Source organism: Corynebacterium sp. TAE3-ERU16 (assembly GCF_019209935.1).
GTDB lineage: Bacteria > Actinomycetota > Actinomycetes > Mycobacteriales > Mycobacteriaceae > Corynebacterium > Corynebacterium antarcticum.
On record NZ_JAHUTN010000005.1, the window covers coordinates 99,951 to 117,384 of the forward strand.

Sequence of the window (17,434 nt, forward strand, 5' to 3'; positions counted from 1 at the left end):
CGTGGATCAGAACTCCACGGCATCGAGGAGGGTGGGTATGTCCGCCGCGACCAGGATGAGGATCGGCAGCTGATCCCGTTTACCGTGTTCGGTCACGATCGCGGCATCGGGCAGTCGGCCCCCGGAATCGCGGGTGCCGAGGATCTCCAGCATCTCCGGGACGGTTGTCGTCCTGGGAACCAGGACGGCCCGGTCCCGTGGCTCCGCGAAGCGGAGGACTTCGCCGACGGTCACGGCGTCCAGGCGGCCGTTGTCCGCGAGGTCGTGGGCGACCCACCGGGCCACGGATCGCGCGGTGAGCAGTCGGTGGTAACCGCTCCCGTCGTAGATCGGGAACTGGGCGTAGCCGTGCTCCCGGATCGCGGCGAGCATCTCCGTCACCCAGGACTCCGGGGAGAACCGGATGATCCGGTCCTGCTTCAGGACACCGGTCACGTTCGGCGCGGCGAGGAGGACGTCCCGCAGACGGCGGATCTCCGCCACGGTATCGGGTCGGGGATCGGCGATCGGACGTCCGTCGCGGAACTCGCCGTGGCTGATCGCGTTGCGCAGATCCGCGAAGGCGTGGAGTGCGTCGGACTGGGGCCGGGTCAACCGGTTGCGCTTCACCAGCTGGCGGACCATCCAGGTGAATGAGTCCGATTTCCGCGCGTCGAGTGTGTCGCGGAGGAAGGCCTCGATCTCGTTGAAGGCGGCGAGAAACTCCGTGGCGGGGGACCGGTTTCCCTCCGCTGCGGAGAGCTTTCCGTTGGTGGATTCAGGGGTGTCGGACACGATCACCACTGTAGCTGGACTGCGGCTCGCCCGCCTTTCGGGCACCGGGGGCGGGACTGTAGAATCAGCCGGATCACCGGTGCCGTGTTCTTCCGGCCCGGCCCCCTGATCCTGTGAGGAGTGTGTCAATGAGCGGCAACCGCGGAACGGTCCGGACGATGGTGTTTCTGGCCGGGATCGGCCTCATCGCGGGCTGCGGTACGACGGGAAACGGTGCACCGGACGAGACGACGGCTGCCGCGCCACAGACCTCGGAGTCGGTGTCGGTGGACACGACGCCGGACACGACGAGCCCGGCTCCGCAGACCGCAGACACCGTGGATCCGGTGCCGACCGCGGAGCCGACCGACAACTCCACGCCAGTGGCTGGTGACGCCGGGGGAGCCGACGCTGTCCGGGTATCGCCGGACCTCGAGGCGAAGCGGTGGGGTGGATCCGACTACGACCCCCGCCTGGCCGCGAAGATGCCCGCGGATCCGTTGTACCCGGGTGACCGGACCGAGGTCCTCGGCCAGCCTGCCGTCATCTGTGCCGCAGGTGACTTCTACGGGGTCCACTACGTCGCTGCCCCGGATGCCGGGGGCTGCGGCTCCGCCGAGGCGGCGCTGGCCTCGGCTTTCGGGGACGAGGATGCGATGGACAACGTCCATTTCGCGGAACCGCGGACCGTGGACGTCGGCGACGGGCGGGTGACCCGGTGTGTGGAGAAGGGGAACATCCTGTTCGACTGCAGAGGTCCGGAGGGCGCCCCGGTGGCCTGGTTCTGGTGAGCCCGGCGTCAGTACCTGAGCGGACGGAGGGTCCCGTGCCTCAGTCCGGAGAGGAATATCTCCACGAGATTCGTGGTGATGTTCGGTTCGAGGGACAGGACACCGGGAACCGGGGGACGGGCGACGGTCAGCAGACCGATGATGAAGGTGTCGTGCTGGATCGACGCCTCGACGAGTCCGTGTCTCTTCGCCTCCTCGAGGATCGTGTTCCCGAGTTTCGCGGTGCGCTGGCGGAGATCCATCACATCCGACGGCAGGACGGTCAGGTCGTCGGGGGCGAAGGCGGCGACCAGGGTGCCCAGACCCATGTCGACCAGGGAGTCGACGTAGCGCAGCCACTGGCCCTCCGGATCCCGGTCGAACTGCCCGAGAACCGAATGCTGCAGTTCGATCGCCCGGGTGAAGAGGCGGGCACCGCACGCGTGGAGCAGTGACTCCCGGTCCGGGAAGTTCCGGTACAGCGTCGCGATACCGACGTCGGCCCTCTCCGCGATGACCTCCAGGGGGACTGTCTCGGGCTGACGGCGGAAGAGTTCACACGCGGTGTCGATGATTCGGTTCCGGCGTTCGAGTGCGTCGGCGCGCAACGGTTTCTCCAACTGTGGGGGACGGTGGTGCGGCCCGTGGATGGGGACCCTTCTTAAAGTGATAGTCGCCACTACCGGTTCTGTCCAGTTCCGGTGCAGCCCGACTTTCCGGTACGACGACGAGCGGGCAGGATGGTTCCATGGACAGAACTCAGCTGCGGGCCCTCCTGCGAGACGCCGATGACATCAGGTCCCTCGCAACCCGGGCCGTGCGCCTCCTAGACGCCGTCCAGGAGGATGAACCGTCGGTGGATCCGGGAACCGGTGCGCACTGTGAGACACCCGCCGGTTCCGTCGACATTCTCCCGCCGCACTCCCCGGAGTGGCCGAGAGACCTCTACGCACGTGCCACCGTCGAGCACGATCACCCGGGGTTCAACCACCTCGTCCGCGAGCTCGTGTCGGTCGTCGTGCGTATCGATGTCCTGCGGGGCCCGGCGTCCCGGGCGGGAACCGGGGTGCTGGGCAGGCTGTTCGGTCTGGGGAGACCCGATCCCGCCGCGGAGAACGCCGCCACCGATCTCCTCTTCCTCCTGTCCGACGCCCGGACCAGCTGGGTCGTGACCGCGGTCCGGGCGGTCCTGTCCGATGCGCAGCGTGCCGCGGATCAGCAGCGGCGGGACGGGATCCGACTCAACCCGGGTCCCGGTGGGCCCGGTGACCACTGCATCGAGGCCGCGCGGCGCGCGGTGATCAGGGGAGCCGGAACCGGACCCGGGGGCGTCGAGTTCGGCCGGGTTGAACCGGCGGCGTTGTCGGGCGCCCGGACCGCTGTCGAACGTGTGCTCCGCCACCCGGACTCTGAACCGGCCCTCCGGGCGGAGGCGGACGAGGCTCTGGCGGGCCTGGGGCGCCGTCACACCCGCCAACTGATGGAGCAGCTGCCCCCGGAGGCGCTCAAGCGGGTCACCGATGACAGACTCCGGTTCACGGGGCTGGCCGAGGCCGGTATCACGTCCGTCGCGGACGTCCTCGACACGCCGGTTGACCGGTTGATGGCGGTCAACGGCATCGGCCGCCGGACCGCCGACCGACTGCAGGCGGCGGCGCGCACCCTGGAATCCGAGGCCGCGATGACGAACCCGGCCCTGCACATCGGCGCGGACCCGGTCCCGGAGGCGGTGGCGCTGACCCGTGTCCTGGCACGGTACGAGCAGGTCGCCGTGCTCGACGAGACCGAGCGCTCCCGCAGGGACCGACTCATCGACTTCTTCCGGGAGCTACCGGTCGGGCCGGCGCCGGACGGATTCGACGTCATCGTCCGGGGGCGCGGCGCCCTGGACCAGCTCCTCGACGATCTCCGGTGGGCCGCGGCCGGCCCGGCTCTGCTGCTGCCGGAACACGTCACGGATCCGGGACCCGCCGCGTGGGACGACTATCTCTCCCGTCCGGCCCGGTATCAGGCGCTCCTCGCCGATCTGCTCCGGCTCGACACCGTCACCGGGGAGGACTCGGCGCTGCTCGACGCGGCGCTCATCGAGCGGATCCGGGAGATCCACCTGAACCGGGACTTCCTCCGCGATCTCCATCTCCGGGGCTACCAGTCCTACGGTGCGCGGTTCGCGGTCGTCCAGCGCCGGATCATCCTCGGTGACGAGATGGGTCTGGGCAAGACCATCCAGGCGATCGCTGTCGTGGCGCATCTCGCCGCGGAACTCGCCGCCGAGGGAGGCGGACCGGGGCACACCGCCGTGGTGTGCCCCGCCTCCGTCGTCGTGAACTGGTCGAGGGAGCTCGCCACCTTCTGCACACTGGAGGTCTTCGTCGCGCACGGCCCGGACAAAAAGGTCGCCGCGGCGGCATGGCGGGAACGGGGTGGGGTCCTGGTCTGCACCTACGACGGTGTGCGGACCCTGGACCTCGGGGAACCGGACACGCTCATCGTCGATGAGGCGCACATGATCAAGAATCCGCGGGCGAAGAGGACGGTCGCGTGCTCCGCTCTCGCGGAGGCCTCCGGGACAGTCATGCTGCTGACCGGAACGCCACTGGAGAACCGCGTCAGTGAGTTCGTCAATCTCATCCGCATCGTCCGGCCGGACCTGGTCACACGGGGAATGGCCGAACTGGAGGCGGAGCCGTTCCGTCGGCTGATCGCGCCGGCGTACCTGAGGAGGAACGTCATCCAGGTGCTCGATCAGCTCCCGGAACGGGTGGACGAGACGGAGTGGGTCGAGCTGACCGACGACGACCGGAGGTTCTACCGGGAGAACGTGGCCGAGGGATCCTGGATGGGGATGCGCCGTGCGTCGTGGCTCACGCCCGCCGGCGAACCGGCGAAGCTGGCCCGACTCGCGGAGATCATCGCGGATGCCCGCACCGCGGGTAGACGGGTCCTGGTATTCAGCTTCTTCCTCGATGTACTCGAGATCATCGCCGGAGCCTTCGGGGAGTCGGTCGTCGGGGTCATCGACGGTTCGGTTCCCCCGCAACGCAGACAGGAGCTCGTCGACACCTTCGGCTCCGCACCTGGCGGCAGTACCCTCCTGGCGCAGGTCCTCGCCGGTGGGCAGGGCCTGAACATCCAGGCGGCGTCCGTGGTTGTACTGGCTGAACCCCAGGTCAAACCCACTCTGGAGGACCAGGCGATCGCCAGGGCTTACCGCATGGGCCAGACCGGGACGGTTCACGTGCACCGCCTCATCGGAACGGACACCGTCGACGAGAGGATGCTGGAGATACTCGCGGGGAAGCGCGGGGTGTTCGATTCATTCGCGCGCAGCTCGGATGCGGCCGAGGTGCCTGACGCGCTGGACATCTCCGAGCCGGAACTCGCCAGACAGATCATCGCCGAGGAACGTCGCAGGCTGGGGCTGGCGGACGAGGAACCGGCGCAGCCTGCACCGGAGACGGACACCGCGCCGGAGATCCGGCGGAGCTAGCTTCCCGAGGCTCCGGTGTCCGACGTGGGGACACCGATATCCCGGAGGAGCCGGCGGACCCGTGCCGCGATGTCGTCGCGGACCAGCCGCATGCGTTCGGTTCCCCCGATTCCCCTGTGGGAGGGTTCGTCGGTCACCCAGACCTCAGGCTCGCTCCGCATGCCGGGCACGGGTTCCACGGTGGCCTCGGTGCCGAGGACGATGACGCGGTCGGCGCGCCGGAGAATGCCGGGGTCGATGCCGCTGGAGACCGCCCCGTCCATGGACGCGCCGATCTCGGCGACCGTCGCCGCTGACGTCCGGTTGATGGACCCTTTCGGCATCGTGCCGGCCGAGTGGACCTCAACCCGGTCCCCGGCGTAGAGCCTGGTGATTGCCTCGGCCATCTGGGATTTCCCGGCGTTCCGGGCACAGATGAAAAGGACAAGTGGACGACGTCCGGGCATCGGGTGAACCTCCGGTGTGTGGATGTGTCAGTTGACCCGCGCGTGGACGGCGGTTCCGGGCGGCGATGTCGGGTCGCCGGGGAAGAGGTGCGGTGCCCACCACATCGCCACGTAGACCAGTGCCAGGAGAACGGGGACCTCGATGAGGGGGCCGATCGTCCCCGCCAGCGCCTGCCCGGACATCGCACCGAAGGTACCGATTGACACGGCGATGGCCAGTTCGAAGTTGTTGCCCGCTGCCGTGAACGCGATCGTCGTGGAGGTGGCGTAGCCGAAACCCGCGGCCCGGGACACGACCGTGGCGAGGATGAACATGACGAAGAAGTAGAGGACTAGTGGAAGCGCGATCCGGACGACCGCCCACGGGTTCGACGTGAGCTGTCCGCCCTGCAGACTGAACAGGACGACGATGGTGTAGAGGAGGCCGCCGAGGGCCAGCGGAGAGATCATGGGGAGGAACCTGGTCTCGTACCACCGGCGGGACCGGGCCCTTTCGCCGAGCACCCGGGACAGGAACCCCGCCAGCAGCGGGATCCCGAGGAACACGAGTACGGAGACGAGGATCGCGGTGAAGGAGAACTCGGCGCTCGTCGTCTCGAGGCCGAGCCAGGAGGGAAGTACCTGCAGGTAGAACCAGCCGAGCACCGAGAACATCACGACCTGGAAGACCGAGTTGATGGCGACCAGCACTGCGGCGGTCTCACGGTCGCCGCAGGCGAGGTCGTTCCAGATCAGCACCATGGCGATGCACCGGGCCAGGCCGATGATCACGAGCCCGGTCCGGTACTCGGGGAGATCGGGGAGAAGCAGCCACGCGAGGGTGAACATCAACGCCGGACCGAGAATCCAGTTCAGGGCGATTGTGATCGCCATCAGTCGGCGGTCCGTGGCGATCTCACCCGTCTTGTCGTAGCGTACCTTCGCCAACGGCGGGTACATCATCACCAGCAGACCGAGTGCGATGGGTACCGAGATACCACCCACCGACCAGGAATCGAGGAGCCTGCCGAGTGACGGGATGAAACGACCGAGGAGTATTCCTAGGGCCATTGCGGCGATGATCCACGCCGGCAGCCATCTGTCGAGGAAACTCAATCGTGCGGGGACGGGAGCGCTCGGGGAGGTGCTCATTGCGTGACGGAACCTGTCTGTTCGGTGAGCTGGCCGCTAGACAACTCTAGGTAGGAGACCTTCTATGGTCAACAGTGTATGCCGCGGAAGACGCCGGACCTACATCCGGTACCCGCCCCTGTCCAGGGTGTCGCAGGAGTTCATCGACCCCGACCGGTAACCGGCGAGGAAAGCCTGCTCGCGCTGCTCGGATGACCCGTGCGTGAAGGCATCCGGCCGGACCTCGCCCCGGCTGCGTTTCTGTATGTTGTCGTCGCCGACGGCACGTGCGGTCTGGACCGCGTCCCGGACCTGCTCGTCGGTGATGGGTTCGAGGAAGGCCCCCTCGCCGTCATCGGCGTAGTGTGCCCAGACCCCGGCGTAGCAGTCGGCCTGGAGCTCGATCTTCACCGCGTTCGAATCCGCGCCCGGGTTCTTGTAGTCGCTCAGCCCCAGTGTCCCCTCCAGGTTCTGCAGGTGGTGCCCGAATTCGTGGGCGACGATGTACTCCTGCGCGAGCGGTGCGTTCTCCCCCCCGAGCTGGACGATCTGATCGAAGAAGCTCACGTCGAAGTAGGCGGTCTGGTCGACGGGGCAGTAGAACGGTCCCGTCGCGGCGGAGGCCATGCCGCAGCCGGACCGGGTCGAGTTGTCGAAGATGACGAGGCCCGGTTGCGAATACTCGATCCCGGCCTGGTCCGGGAGATTGGCCGCCCACACCGCATCGAGTGACTCAGCGGTCGCGGACACCCGGCAGTCGGCGTACCGGTTCGCGTCGGCACCGGTGCGGCAGTGCTCGAGGGTCGCGCTTCCGGTGGCGCCGTCACGGGGGGCCTGCGACTGCTGCTGGTTCAGCACCTCGTTGAGCTCCGCCGGATCGCCACCGAGGAGGAAGAAGGCCACGGCCACGATTACGGTGCCGATACCGCCGCCCGCGGCGAGCTTCATCCCACCACCGGAGCGTCGGGCGCGGGATGAACTCAGGTCCACATCATCACGAAAGGTCATGCGACGATCATGCCACACCGGTGCGGGGCCGGAGCACGGTTGATCGCGGCCCGTCAGCAGCACGTTTCCGACGGGGATGTCGCCCGGGCCCCGCAAATCTCCGCCCGGGCGGACGGGGCACCGTGGGGCGGGGGTAGACTCGCAGGTCGATCGGAATTTCTCTGTTACCTAGTGGAAGGACACCAGACACGTGTTGCGCACTCATCTTGCCGGCGACCTGCGGAAGGAATCAGCGGGACAGACGGTGACGCTGACCGGATGGGTGGCTCGCCGCCGCGATCACGGAGGTGTCATCTTCATCGATCTGCGTGACCGCTCGGGTGTCGCCCAGGTCGTCTTCCGGGAATCCGGGGTCGCCGAGAAGGCGCACCACCTGCGCAGCGAGTTCTGCATCCGGGTGAGCGGTGTGGTCGAGCCCCGCCCCGAGGGGTCGGAGAACCCGAACCTCGCGTCCGGTGACGTCGAGGTCAACGTCACCGAGCTGGAGATCCTGAACGAGTCCGCACCGCTGCCGTTCCAGATCGAGGACTCGGCCACCTCCGGGGAGGTCGGCGAGGAGGCGCGTCTGCGCTACCGCTACCTCGATCTGCGTCGCCCGAGCCAGGCCAAGGCGATGCGCCTCCGTGCCGCCGCGAACCAGGCCGCGCGGAGAGTACTCGATGCGAATGACTTCACCGAGGTCGAGACACCGACCCTCACCCGGGCCACACCCGAGGGTGCCCGTGACTTCCTCGTGCCCGCCCGCCTCAAGCCGGGAACCTTCTACGCGCTCCCGCAGTCGCCGCAGCTGTTCAAGCAGCTGCTGATGGTCGCCGGCCTCGAGCGCTACTACCAGATCGCCCGCTGTTACCGGGACGAGGACTTCCGCGCGGACCGCCAGCCCGAGTTCACGCAGCTCGACGTGGAGATGAGCTTCGTCGACGAGAACGACGTCATCGAGCTCGCCGAGCAGGTCCTGGTCGAGCTGTGGAAGCTGATCGGTTACGAGATCACGACCCCGATCCCGCGCATGACCTACGCGGAGGCGATGCGCCGCTACGGTTCCGACAAGCCTGATCTCCGCTTCGACATCGAGATCACCGAGTGCACCGAGTTCTTCTCCGAGACCACGTTCCGGGTGTTCCAGAACGAGTACGTCGGTGCCGTCGTGATGGAGGGTGGCGCGAGCCAGCCCCGCCGTCAGCTGGACGCCTGGCAGGACTGGGCCCGCCAGCGCGGCGCCAAGGGCCTCGCCTACATCCTCGTCGGGGAGGACGGGGAGCTCGGTGGGCCCGTCGCGAAGAACATCACTGAGCAGGAGCGCGCCGGTATCGCCGGGCACGTCGGTGCGAAGCCCGGCGACTGCATCTTCTTCGCCGCCGGAGACACCAGGTCCTCCAGGGCACTGCTCGGTGCGGCGCGCGGTGAGATCGCCCGCAAGCTCGACCTCATCAAGGACGGGGACTGGGCCTTCACCTGGGTCGTCGATGCGCCCATGTTCGAGCCGTCCGCCGACGCCACCGCGTCCGGCGATGTCGCCCTCGGTCACTCCAAGTGGACCGCGGTCCACCACGCGTTCACCTCGCCGAAGCCGGAGTTCCTCGACACCTTCGACGAGGACCCGGGGTCCGCGCTGTCGTACGCCTACGACATCGTGTGCAACGGCAACGAGATCGGTGGCGGATCGATCCGTATCCACCGCCGGGACGTTCAGGAGCGGGTGTTCAAGGTCATGGGCATCACGGACGAGGAGGCGCAGGAGAAGTTCGGCTTCCTGCTCGACGCCTTCGCCTTCGGGGCGCCTCCGCACGGCGGCATCGCCTTCGGCTGGGACCGGATCATGAGCCTGCTCGGCGGCTTCGACTCGATCCGCGACGTGATCGCGTTCCCGAAGTCGGGTGGCGGAGTCGACCCGCTCACCGACGCCCCGGCGCCGATCACCCCGGAGCAGCGCAGGGAATCCGGGATCGACGCCAAGCCGAAGAAGCAGGGCCAGCCCAACCGGAGCTGACCTCACCCGGCCGCTCCACCATCGGGCATCGGGCCGGTCGCCGGCTGACCGGCCCGATGGTGATTCCGCCCCCCCGGTGACCGTGTCGCCCGGCTGCGCGGGAACTGTGTCCCCGTTTTTCCTGTGCCTCCGATACTGTTCAGGAGTTGTTTCCGGGGATTTCACGGTGCCGGATCCGCGGCACCGCCGTCCGGACGGCCGACGCCTGTTCCTCCCGCCGGATACAGTGAGGGGGAGTATTGAGGGCGTGATCGTGCGTCCACGTGCGCCCTCACCACGCCGGTTCACCGGCGAATGAACCATGAAGGAGTTTTCCCATGCTCGCGACCGAAGAGATCGTCGAGGTGGCCCAGGAGCTGCTGTCCGAACGTTTCGGAGGCACCCAGAAACTCGGGGACGTCGTGTCCCTCGGGGGATCCGGGAACGCGGTGGTGCTCCGGGCCCGTGTCGCCGTGTCGCCGTTCCTCCAGCAACGCTCGGTCGTACTCAAGTACACGCCCCCGACCGGGGACAGGATCGACGATGCGGCCCTGATCCGCGAGGTCGTGTCCTACCAGTTCACGACCTCCCTTCCCGCGGACGTCCGCCCCGGTCCGGTTCTCCTGGCGTACGACATCGACCGCAGGATCCTGGTCATCAGCGATTCCGGTGACGGCGAGACCTACGCCGATCTGCTGGCCGGTGCCGAGGGGGAGAAGCGGCTCCCGCTCATCCGCAGCCTCGGACGTGCGATCGGCAGGATGCACGCCGGAACCGCGGACCGTGAGGCCGGGTTCGACATTCTCCTGAAACGCATGCTGCGGACGTATCCGGACACCGAGGAGCTCCAGTACGCACGGGAACGGGGTCTCCCGGCCTCGATAGATCGCGGTCTCGAACTCCTCGACGCCGCGGGAATCGAGATCCCGGCCAACGTGCGGCATTTCGCCGCCGACGCGAAACGCCGCCTGGTCAGCGGAAGGCACCGGGCCTTCACCCCGTTCGATCTGTCCCCGGACAACATCATCCTCGCCGACCGCACCCAGTTCCTCGACTACGAATGGGCCGGGTTCCGGGACGCGACCTTCGACATCGCCTGCGTCATCGCCGGCTTCCCGCAGTTCCTCTTCACCCGCCCCATCACCGATGACGAGGCGGACGCACTCACGGAATCGTGGGTCGAGGAGGTCCGGGAGATCTGGCCCAACGTCACCAACGAGGCGCGGCTGCAGGCCAGGATCGTCACCGCGATGATCGGATGGGCGATGTCGAGTGTCTGCTATCTCTACTACGGTTCCATGAACCAGGTCATCAGCGAGTACGGTGAGCGGGCCGGGGCACAGGATGCCGAGATCCCGGATCCCGAGGTGGAGGCCGCCGCCACCGCCGAGGCCGCGGGCATCGACGAGGGCTACGACGTCCTGGCGGACGCGCTGGGCGACATCTCGGACAACAGCGGGCTCGCCCGCGATGACCTCCACGAGACGTTCAGCGCCCTCGCCCACTACGCCGAACGCGGACAGGATCCCCGTTTCCCGGATGTCCACCGTTTCGCCGCCGCCGTTGTGGAACGACTCGACGCACTGGACCGGGGCTGACGCGCTCCCCGTCGGAGGACCGGCACAGGGGTCGGTCCTCCGAAGTACCCGAAGAGTAAGGAAGATCCACCCTCCATGGCACAGGCCACGCTGTTTCCCGGCGGAGACGATGACGACGGCGCCGCCGACACCGGCACCGGCTACTTCCACCCCGGGGAACATGCGCCGCTCGCCGCGCGGATGCGCCCCCGGAACCTGGACGAGGTCGTCGGCCAGGGGCACATCCTCGGCCCCGGTAAACCGTTGCGCCGACTGGTCGAGGGTTCCGGGGCCGCCTCAGTCATCCTCTACGGACCTCCGGGTACCGGGAAGACCACTATCGCGTCCCTGGTGAGCGCGGAAACGGAGCGCCGCTTCGTCGGACTCTCCGCCCTCAACGCTGGTGTCAAGGAGGTCCGAACGGTCATCGACCGGGCCCGGCGGGATCTCATCGACGGGCGCCGCACGGTGCTGTTCATCGATGAGGTGCACCGGTTCTCGAAAACCCAGCAGGATGCCCTGCTGGGCGCCGTCGAGAACCGGATCGTCCTGTTGGTGGCTGCGACGACGGAGAATCCCTCCTTCTCGGTCGTGGCACCGCTGCTGTCCCGGTCACTCATCCTCCAGCTGCATCCACTGGACGACGACGATGTCGCGACGGTGGTCCGGCGGGCGCTCGTCGACGAGCGTGGTCTAGGTGGGCGCATCACGGCCACCGATGAGGCCGTCGACCAGCTGGTCGCTCTGGCGGGTGGCGACGCCCGTCGGGCCCTGACCTACACGGAGGCGGCCGCGGAATCGGTGCCCGACGGTGGTGAACTCACCGTCGAGACGGTCCGGGAGAACGTCGATCGCGCCATCGTCCGCTACGACCGCGACGGTGACCAGCACTACGACGTCACGAGCGCATTCATCAAGTCGGTGCGCGGTTCCGACGTCGATGCCGCGCTCCACTACCTCGCCCGCATGATCGAGGCGGGGGAGGACCCCAGGTTCATCGCCCGGCGCCTGGTCATCCTCGCCTCCGAGGACATCGGCATGGCCGACCCCGGGGCTCTGCCGATGGCGGTCGCCGCGGCGCAGACGGTGGCGCTGATCGGGCTGCCCGAGGCGCGCCTCGCCCTCGCCCAGGCGACGATCCACCTGGCGACCTCACCCAAATCCAACGCCGTGATCACGGCGATCGACGCGGCGCTCCGGGACGTCCGGGACGGCCGATCGGGGCACGTTCCGCCGCATCTCCGGGACGGGCACTACGCAGGGGCGAAGAAGCTCGGCAACGCCGTCGGCTACCGCTATCCGCACGATGATCCCCGCGGCATCCTGGATCAGCAGTATCTTCCGGATTCGTTGGCGGACGCGTGCTACTACCGGCCCACCGGGCACGGCGGCGAGCAACGGCTCGGTGACGTCGTCGGGCGTCTGCGCCGGATCATCCGGGGGAACCGGAAGTGACCCGGCGGTGGTGACCGCCGCGCACGTCCCGGTCACGGGGGCGTGATCCGGCGACCTCCGAAGGACCCCGGGGTGGGACGGGAAGGTGGGGACGGAGCGGGTAAGGTTGTCCGGGACCGATCCCAAAACATGACAGCGAGGATTCTAGAACCGTGCAGACCCACGAGATCCGGGAGCGCTTCATCGCGCACTTCGTCAAAGCTGGACACGTCGAGGTACCCAGTGCCCCGTTGATCCTCGACGACCCCAACCTCCTGTTCGTCAACGCCGGGATGGTGCCGTTCAAGCCGTACTTCCTGGGCCAGCAGAACCCGCCCTTCCCCTCCGGTACCGCGACCTCGATCCAGAAGTGTGTCCGCACCCTGGACATCGAGGAAGTCGGTATCACGACCCGGCACAACACCTTCTTCCAGATGGCGGGCAACTTCTCCTTCGGCCAGTACTTCAAGGAGGGTGCGATCACTCACGCGTGGAACCTGCTCACCGGTTCCGTCGCGGACGGCGGTTTCGGGATGGACCCCGACCGCCTGTGGGTCACCGTCTACCTCGACGACGATGAGGCCGCGGACATCTGGGAGAACAGGATCGGACTGCCGAAGGAACGCATCCAGCGACTCGGGATGGCGGACAACTACTGGTCCATGGGTATCCCCGGCCCCTGCGGCCCCTGCTCGGAGATCTACTACGACCGCGGTCCGGAGTACGGCGCCGACGGTGGCCCGGAGGCCGACGACAACCGCTACATGGAGATCTGGAACCTCGTCTTCATGCAGAACGAGCGCGGCGAGGGAATCGGCAAGGACAACTTCGAGATCCTCGGCCCGCTGCCGAAGAAGAACATCGACACCGGTCTCGGCATCGAGCGCGTCGCCTGCCTGCTGCAGGGCGTCGAGAACGTCTACGAAACCGATCTCCTGCGCCCCGTGATCGATGTCGCGGAGCAGCTGACCGGCGCGACCTACGGGGCGAAGCACGCCGATGACATCCGGTTCCGGGTCATCGCCGACCACTCCCGTACCGCGATGATGCTGATCCTCGACGGCGTCACCCCGGGCAACGAGGGACGCGGTTACATCCTGCGCCGGTTGCTGCGGCGGATCATCAGGTCCGCGCGGCTGCTCGGTGCCACGGGCGAGACGATGGAACGATTCATCGCCACCATCATGGACACGATGACCCCCTCCTACCCGGAGATCGCGGATTCCCGGGGCCGGATCCTCGACACCGCGGTGACCGAGGAGAAGGCCTTCCTCCGGACACTGGAGTCGGGTACCCACCTGTTCGAGCGCGCCGCCGAGAGCGTCCGTTCGTCGGGTGCGAAGACGTTGGCCGGTGACCAGGCCTTCGCGCTGCACGACACCTACGGATTCCCGATCGACCTGACGATGGAGATGGCCGCTGAAGCCGGTCTCGAGGTCGACCGCGCCGGATTCGACGCCCTCATGGCGGAACAGCGGGACCGTGCGAAGGCCGACAACCGTGCAAAGAAGCACGGTCACGCCGATCTCTCCGTCTACCGGGAGTTCGTCGACGAACACCCCACGGTGTTCGTGGGCTACGACAACCTCGAGGCCGAGGGCCGGGTTCTTGGTCTGCTGCAGGGTGGTTCGACCGTCACCCGCGCGGCTGAGGGCACGGACGTCGAGGTGATCCTCGACGTGACCCCGATGTACGCGGAGGCGGGCGGACAGTTGGGCGACCGGGGCGCGATCACCCTCGGGGACACCAGGCTGCGCGTCAACGACGTCCAGAAGATCGGCAAGAAGCTCTGGGTGCACAAGGCCACCGTGGAGAACGGTGAGATCGGCGTCGGCGAACAGGCGCTGGCCTCCGTGGACGAAGGCTGGCGGCACGCCGCCCGCCAGGCGCACTCCGGCACCCACCTCATCCACGCCGCCCTGCGTCAGGTCCTCGGCCCCAACGCCGTCCAGGCCGGCTCGATGAACAAGCCGGGCTACCTCCGCTTCGACTTCAACTCAGCACGGGCGCTCACCCCCGAGCAGCTCACCGAGATCGAGACCATCACCAACCAGGCGGTGGACGCCGACTGGGCGGTCAACACCTTCGAGACGAGCCTCGACGAGGCCAAGGCAATGGGGGCGCTGGCCCTGTTCGGAGAGAACTACGGCGACCGGGTCCGCGTCGTCGAGATCGGCGGACCGTTCTCGATGGAGCTCTGCGGCGGCACCCATGTCGGCCACTCCTCCCAGATCGGACCGGTGTCGGTCCTCGGCGAGGCGTCGGTCGGGTCCGGTGTCAGACGGATCGAGGCCTACTCGGGCCTGGATTCCTTCCGGTACCTGTCCCGTGAGCGCGCCCTCGTGGAAGGCCTCGCGACCTCCCTGAAGGCGCCCAGCGACGAGCTGCCGGACCGTATCGCACAGCTCACCGAGAAGCTGAAGGCGGCGGAGAAGGAGATCGCGGCACTCCACCGCAGGCAGCTCGCGGCCGCCACCGCCGACTACCTGAAGCAGGCCCGCCAGGTCGGTGACTTCACCCTGCTCACCGCACGTCTTCCGGAGGGCACCGCGGGTGGCGACCTGCGTACCGTCGCCACTGACCTGAGGAACCGGATCGGATCCGAACCGGCGGTGATCGTGCTCGCGACAGCTGATGACCGGGGCAAGGTACCGTTCCTCGTCGCAGCCACCGACGGCGCCGTGGAACGAGGTGTCCGTGCCGGTGATCTCATCAGGGTCTTCGGCGGGCCGGTCGGTGGCCGCGGAGGTGGCAAGCCGGACATGGCCCAGGGATCGGGTTCGGACGCCTCCGGCATCGACGCGGCCTTCAGTGCCGTGGAGGACGACCTCCGCAACCGTTGACGGCCACGGTCGCTCAGCGATCCGCGGTCGCGGTGCCCCCACCCGGATCCGGTTCCGGAGTGCCGCCGGACGGGGCCCGGGGACACGCCGCACCCACCGCCCCACCGGGCGCAGGCCTGTGGCGGAGCCGAAATGCTATAGATTTGGGGTTGCGTGTCCGACGCGCCGCTGTGACGGTTCTGTTACGGTCGGTGCCTGGTGGGGTGCGCACCCCACCGGAGCGCACGGCCATCTCCACGAAGCACACGCGCAGGTGTGAATGCCCCGTCCCAGTGCCCATACTCCCGAGACGAAAGACGAAGCCGAGAGCATGCCCATACAGCCAGACAAACCCGGAGTCGATGACCCCGGTAGGGGACGGCGTCTCGGGATCGACGTCGGAACGGTACGGATCGGCGTCGCGGTGTCTGACTCGGACGGTCGGCTGGCGACCCCGGTGGAGACCGTTCCCCGGGTGACGGGCCTGAAGGACCGTGACGGTTCCGACATCGACCGGCTCATCGAGCTGATCACCGAATACGGTGTCGTCGAGGTCGTCGTCGGATTGCCGCGGGATCTCCACGGCAACGGTTCGTCCTCCGTCAAGCACGCGAAGGAGTTCGCCTTCCGCATCGACCGGCGGCTGACCGGATGGAACGATCAGGGTAGGAAGATCCCCGTCAGACTCGCCGACGAGCGGCTGACCTCTGTACTGGCCACCAGGGCACTGCACATGTCGGGACGAACGACCAAGAACGGACGCAGTGTGATCGACCAGGCCGCTGCCGTCGAAATTCTCCAATCATGGCTCGACGCCCGGGCGAACGCCCTGTCGGCCACCGACGTTGAGGACGGTTCATAGATGAACAGAGCACGCCCCAGGCGCAGCCCGAAGGGGCGCCGGATGGAACCCAGGTACGTCCGTCGGCGGCAGTCCGGCATGGCCATCGTCATAGCCAGTGTCCTCATCATCATCGGGACGGTCGTGTACATCGTGGGATCACGCAGCGGTTCTAACGCGCCGGAGGACTTCAACGGCACCGGCAACGAGATCGTACAACTCGTCCAGATCAAGGAGGGGTCGTCCGTGTCCGCGCTCGGCCCCGAACTCGTGGAGAGGGGGATCGTCAAATCCAACGGTGCGTTCCAGGCCGCGGCCGGGGCGAACCCGGATGCGGCCCGGGTCCAGCCGGGGTTCTACCGGCTCCAGGGGGAGATGAGCGCGAAGTCCGCGGTCGCCGCCCTCGTGGATCCCGCGAACAAGGTGGAGATGCTGGAGATCCCGGGAGGGGCGACCCTGATGGATGTCCGGGTCATCGGCGGCGAGACCCGTCCCGGCATCTACACGAAGATCGCCGGGGTGACCTGCACCCTGGGCTCCCCGAACTGTGTCACGGCGGAGGAACTCGAGAGAGTGGCCGCCACCACCGATCCGGCTGAGTTCGGGGCACCCGAGTGGGCCCTCGAACAGGTTCGTGCCCGCAACGGCGACCCGAAGCGTCTCGAGGGACTCATCACTCCGGGCAGCTACGTGATCAATCCGGAACAGGATGCCACCGGCATCCTGCGGGAACTCGTCAGCGCGGGTACCGAGGAATACAACTCCACCGGAATCGTCGACCGTGCGAACGCCATGCACCTCACACCCTACGAGCTGCTCACCGCAGCGTCCCTGGTGGAACGGGAGGCGCCGGCCGGTGACTTCGACAAGGTCGCCCGGGTCATTCTCAACCGGCTCGCCGAGCCCATGCGGCTCGAGTTCGACTCGACGGTCAACTACGACCTCACCGACGTCGAGGTGGCGACCACCGACGAGGACCGTGCCCGCAGAACCCCGTGGAACACGTACGCCATGGACGGGCTTCCCCAGACCCCCATCGCGGCACCGTCCATCGAGGCAATCGAGGCCATGGAGAATCCGGCTGAAGGCAACTGGCTCTTCTTCGTCACCATCGACAGTGACGGCACGACCGTCTTCAACGACACCTTCGAGGACCACCTGCGGGACACCCAGCAATCGGTGGACAACGGTGTCCTCGACTCCAACCGCTGACA

13 protein-coding genes are annotated in these 17,434 nt (G+C 67.7%); 8 read left to right on the forward strand and 5 right to left on the reverse strand.

Going from position 1 to position 17,434, the window contains the following annotated elements; genetic code table 11:
• Positions 1–6: 6 nt before the first annotated feature.
• Positions 7–774, reverse strand: coding sequence for a hypothetical protein (locus KRX55_RS06815; RefSeq protein ID WP_218407016.1), 768 nt, complete (start codon positions 772–774; stop codon positions 7–9).
• Between the two features lie 128 nt (positions 775–902).
• Between KRX55_RS06815 and KRX55_RS06820 the strand changes: the two genes are divergently transcribed.
• Positions 903–1,544, forward strand: a complete 642-nt coding sequence (locus KRX55_RS06820; protein ID WP_218407017.1) for a hypothetical protein — start codon at positions 903–905, stop codon at positions 1,542–1,544.
• An 8-nt stretch (positions 1,545–1,552) separates the two neighbouring features.
• Here the strand turns inward: KRX55_RS06820 and KRX55_RS06825 are convergent, their stop codons facing one another.
• Positions 1,553–2,131, reverse strand: a complete 579-nt coding sequence (locus KRX55_RS06825) for a TetR/AcrR family transcriptional regulator (RefSeq protein WP_218407018.1) — start codon at positions 2,129–2,131, stop codon at positions 1,553–1,555.
• 140 nt (positions 2,132–2,271) lie between these two features.
• Between KRX55_RS06825 and KRX55_RS06830 the strand changes: the two genes are divergently transcribed.
• On the forward strand, positions 2,272–5,013 hold the full coding sequence (locus KRX55_RS06830) for a DEAD/DEAH box helicase (protein ID WP_255567636.1): 2,742 nt from the start codon (positions 2,272–2,274) through the stop codon (positions 5,011–5,013).
• Here the strand turns inward: KRX55_RS06830 and KRX55_RS06835 are convergent.
• The 3 genes from KRX55_RS06835 to ypfJ form a co-directional block, all read right to left on the reverse strand.
• Entirely contained in the window at positions 5,010–5,459 is a 450-nt protein-coding gene (locus KRX55_RS06835; RefSeq protein WP_218407019.1) for an arsenate-mycothiol transferase ArsC, read from the reverse strand. The genes KRX55_RS06830 and KRX55_RS06835 overlap by 4 nt on opposite strands.
• 27 nt (positions 5,460–5,486) lie before the next feature.
• The gene (gene arsB, locus KRX55_RS06840) at positions 5,487–6,590 is read right to left on the reverse strand and encodes an ACR3 family arsenite efflux transporter (RefSeq protein ID WP_218407020.1); all 1,104 of its coding nucleotides are present in this window, start codon (positions 6,588–6,590) and stop codon (positions 5,487–5,489) included.
• A gap of 99 nt (positions 6,591–6,689) precedes the next feature.
• Positions 6,690–7,577, reverse strand: a complete 888-nt coding sequence (ypfJ, locus tag KRX55_RS06845; RefSeq protein ID WP_218407021.1) for a KPN_02809 family neutral zinc metallopeptidase — start codon at positions 7,575–7,577, stop codon at positions 6,690–6,692.
• A 190-nt stretch (positions 7,578–7,767) separates the two neighbouring features.
• Here ypfJ and aspS point away from each other — a divergent pair, with 190 nt between their 5' ends.
• The 6 genes from aspS to mltG all read left to right on the forward strand — a co-directional run bounded on the left by aspS (position 7,768) and on the right by mltG (position 17,432).
• On the forward strand, positions 7,768–9,567 hold the full coding sequence (gene aspS, locus KRX55_RS06850; RefSeq protein ID WP_218407022.1) for an aspartate--tRNA ligase: 1,800 nt from the start codon (positions 7,768–7,770) through the stop codon (positions 9,565–9,567).
• Between the two features lie 317 nt (positions 9,568–9,884).
• Positions 9,885–11,144 carry a phosphotransferase gene (locus tag KRX55_RS06855; protein ID WP_218407023.1) on the forward strand — a complete coding sequence of 420 codons (1,260 nt, stop codon included), beginning with the start codon at positions 9,885–9,887 and terminating at the stop codon, positions 11,142–11,144.
• Between the two features lie 75 nt (positions 11,145–11,219).
• Positions 11,220–12,578, forward strand: coding sequence for a replication-associated recombination protein A (locus KRX55_RS06860; RefSeq protein WP_218407024.1), 1,359 nt, complete (start codon positions 11,220–11,222; stop codon positions 12,576–12,578).
• Between the two features lie 152 nt (positions 12,579–12,730).
• Positions 12,731–15,400, forward strand: coding sequence for an alanine--tRNA ligase (gene alaS / locus KRX55_RS06865; RefSeq protein ID WP_218407025.1), 2,670 nt, complete (start codon positions 12,731–12,733; stop codon positions 15,398–15,400).
• A 310-nt stretch (positions 15,401–15,710) separates the two neighbouring features.
• Positions 15,711–16,241 (forward strand): Holliday junction resolvase RuvX, encoded by a 531-nt coding sequence (gene ruvX / locus KRX55_RS06870; protein WP_218407026.1) that lies wholly within the window; start codon positions 15,711–15,713, stop codon positions 16,239–16,241.
• Entirely contained in the window at positions 16,242–17,432 is a 1,191-nt protein-coding gene (gene mltG / locus KRX55_RS06875) for an endolytic transglycosylase MltG (protein WP_255567638.1), read from the forward strand.
• Positions 17,433–17,434 lie beyond the last annotated feature (2 nt).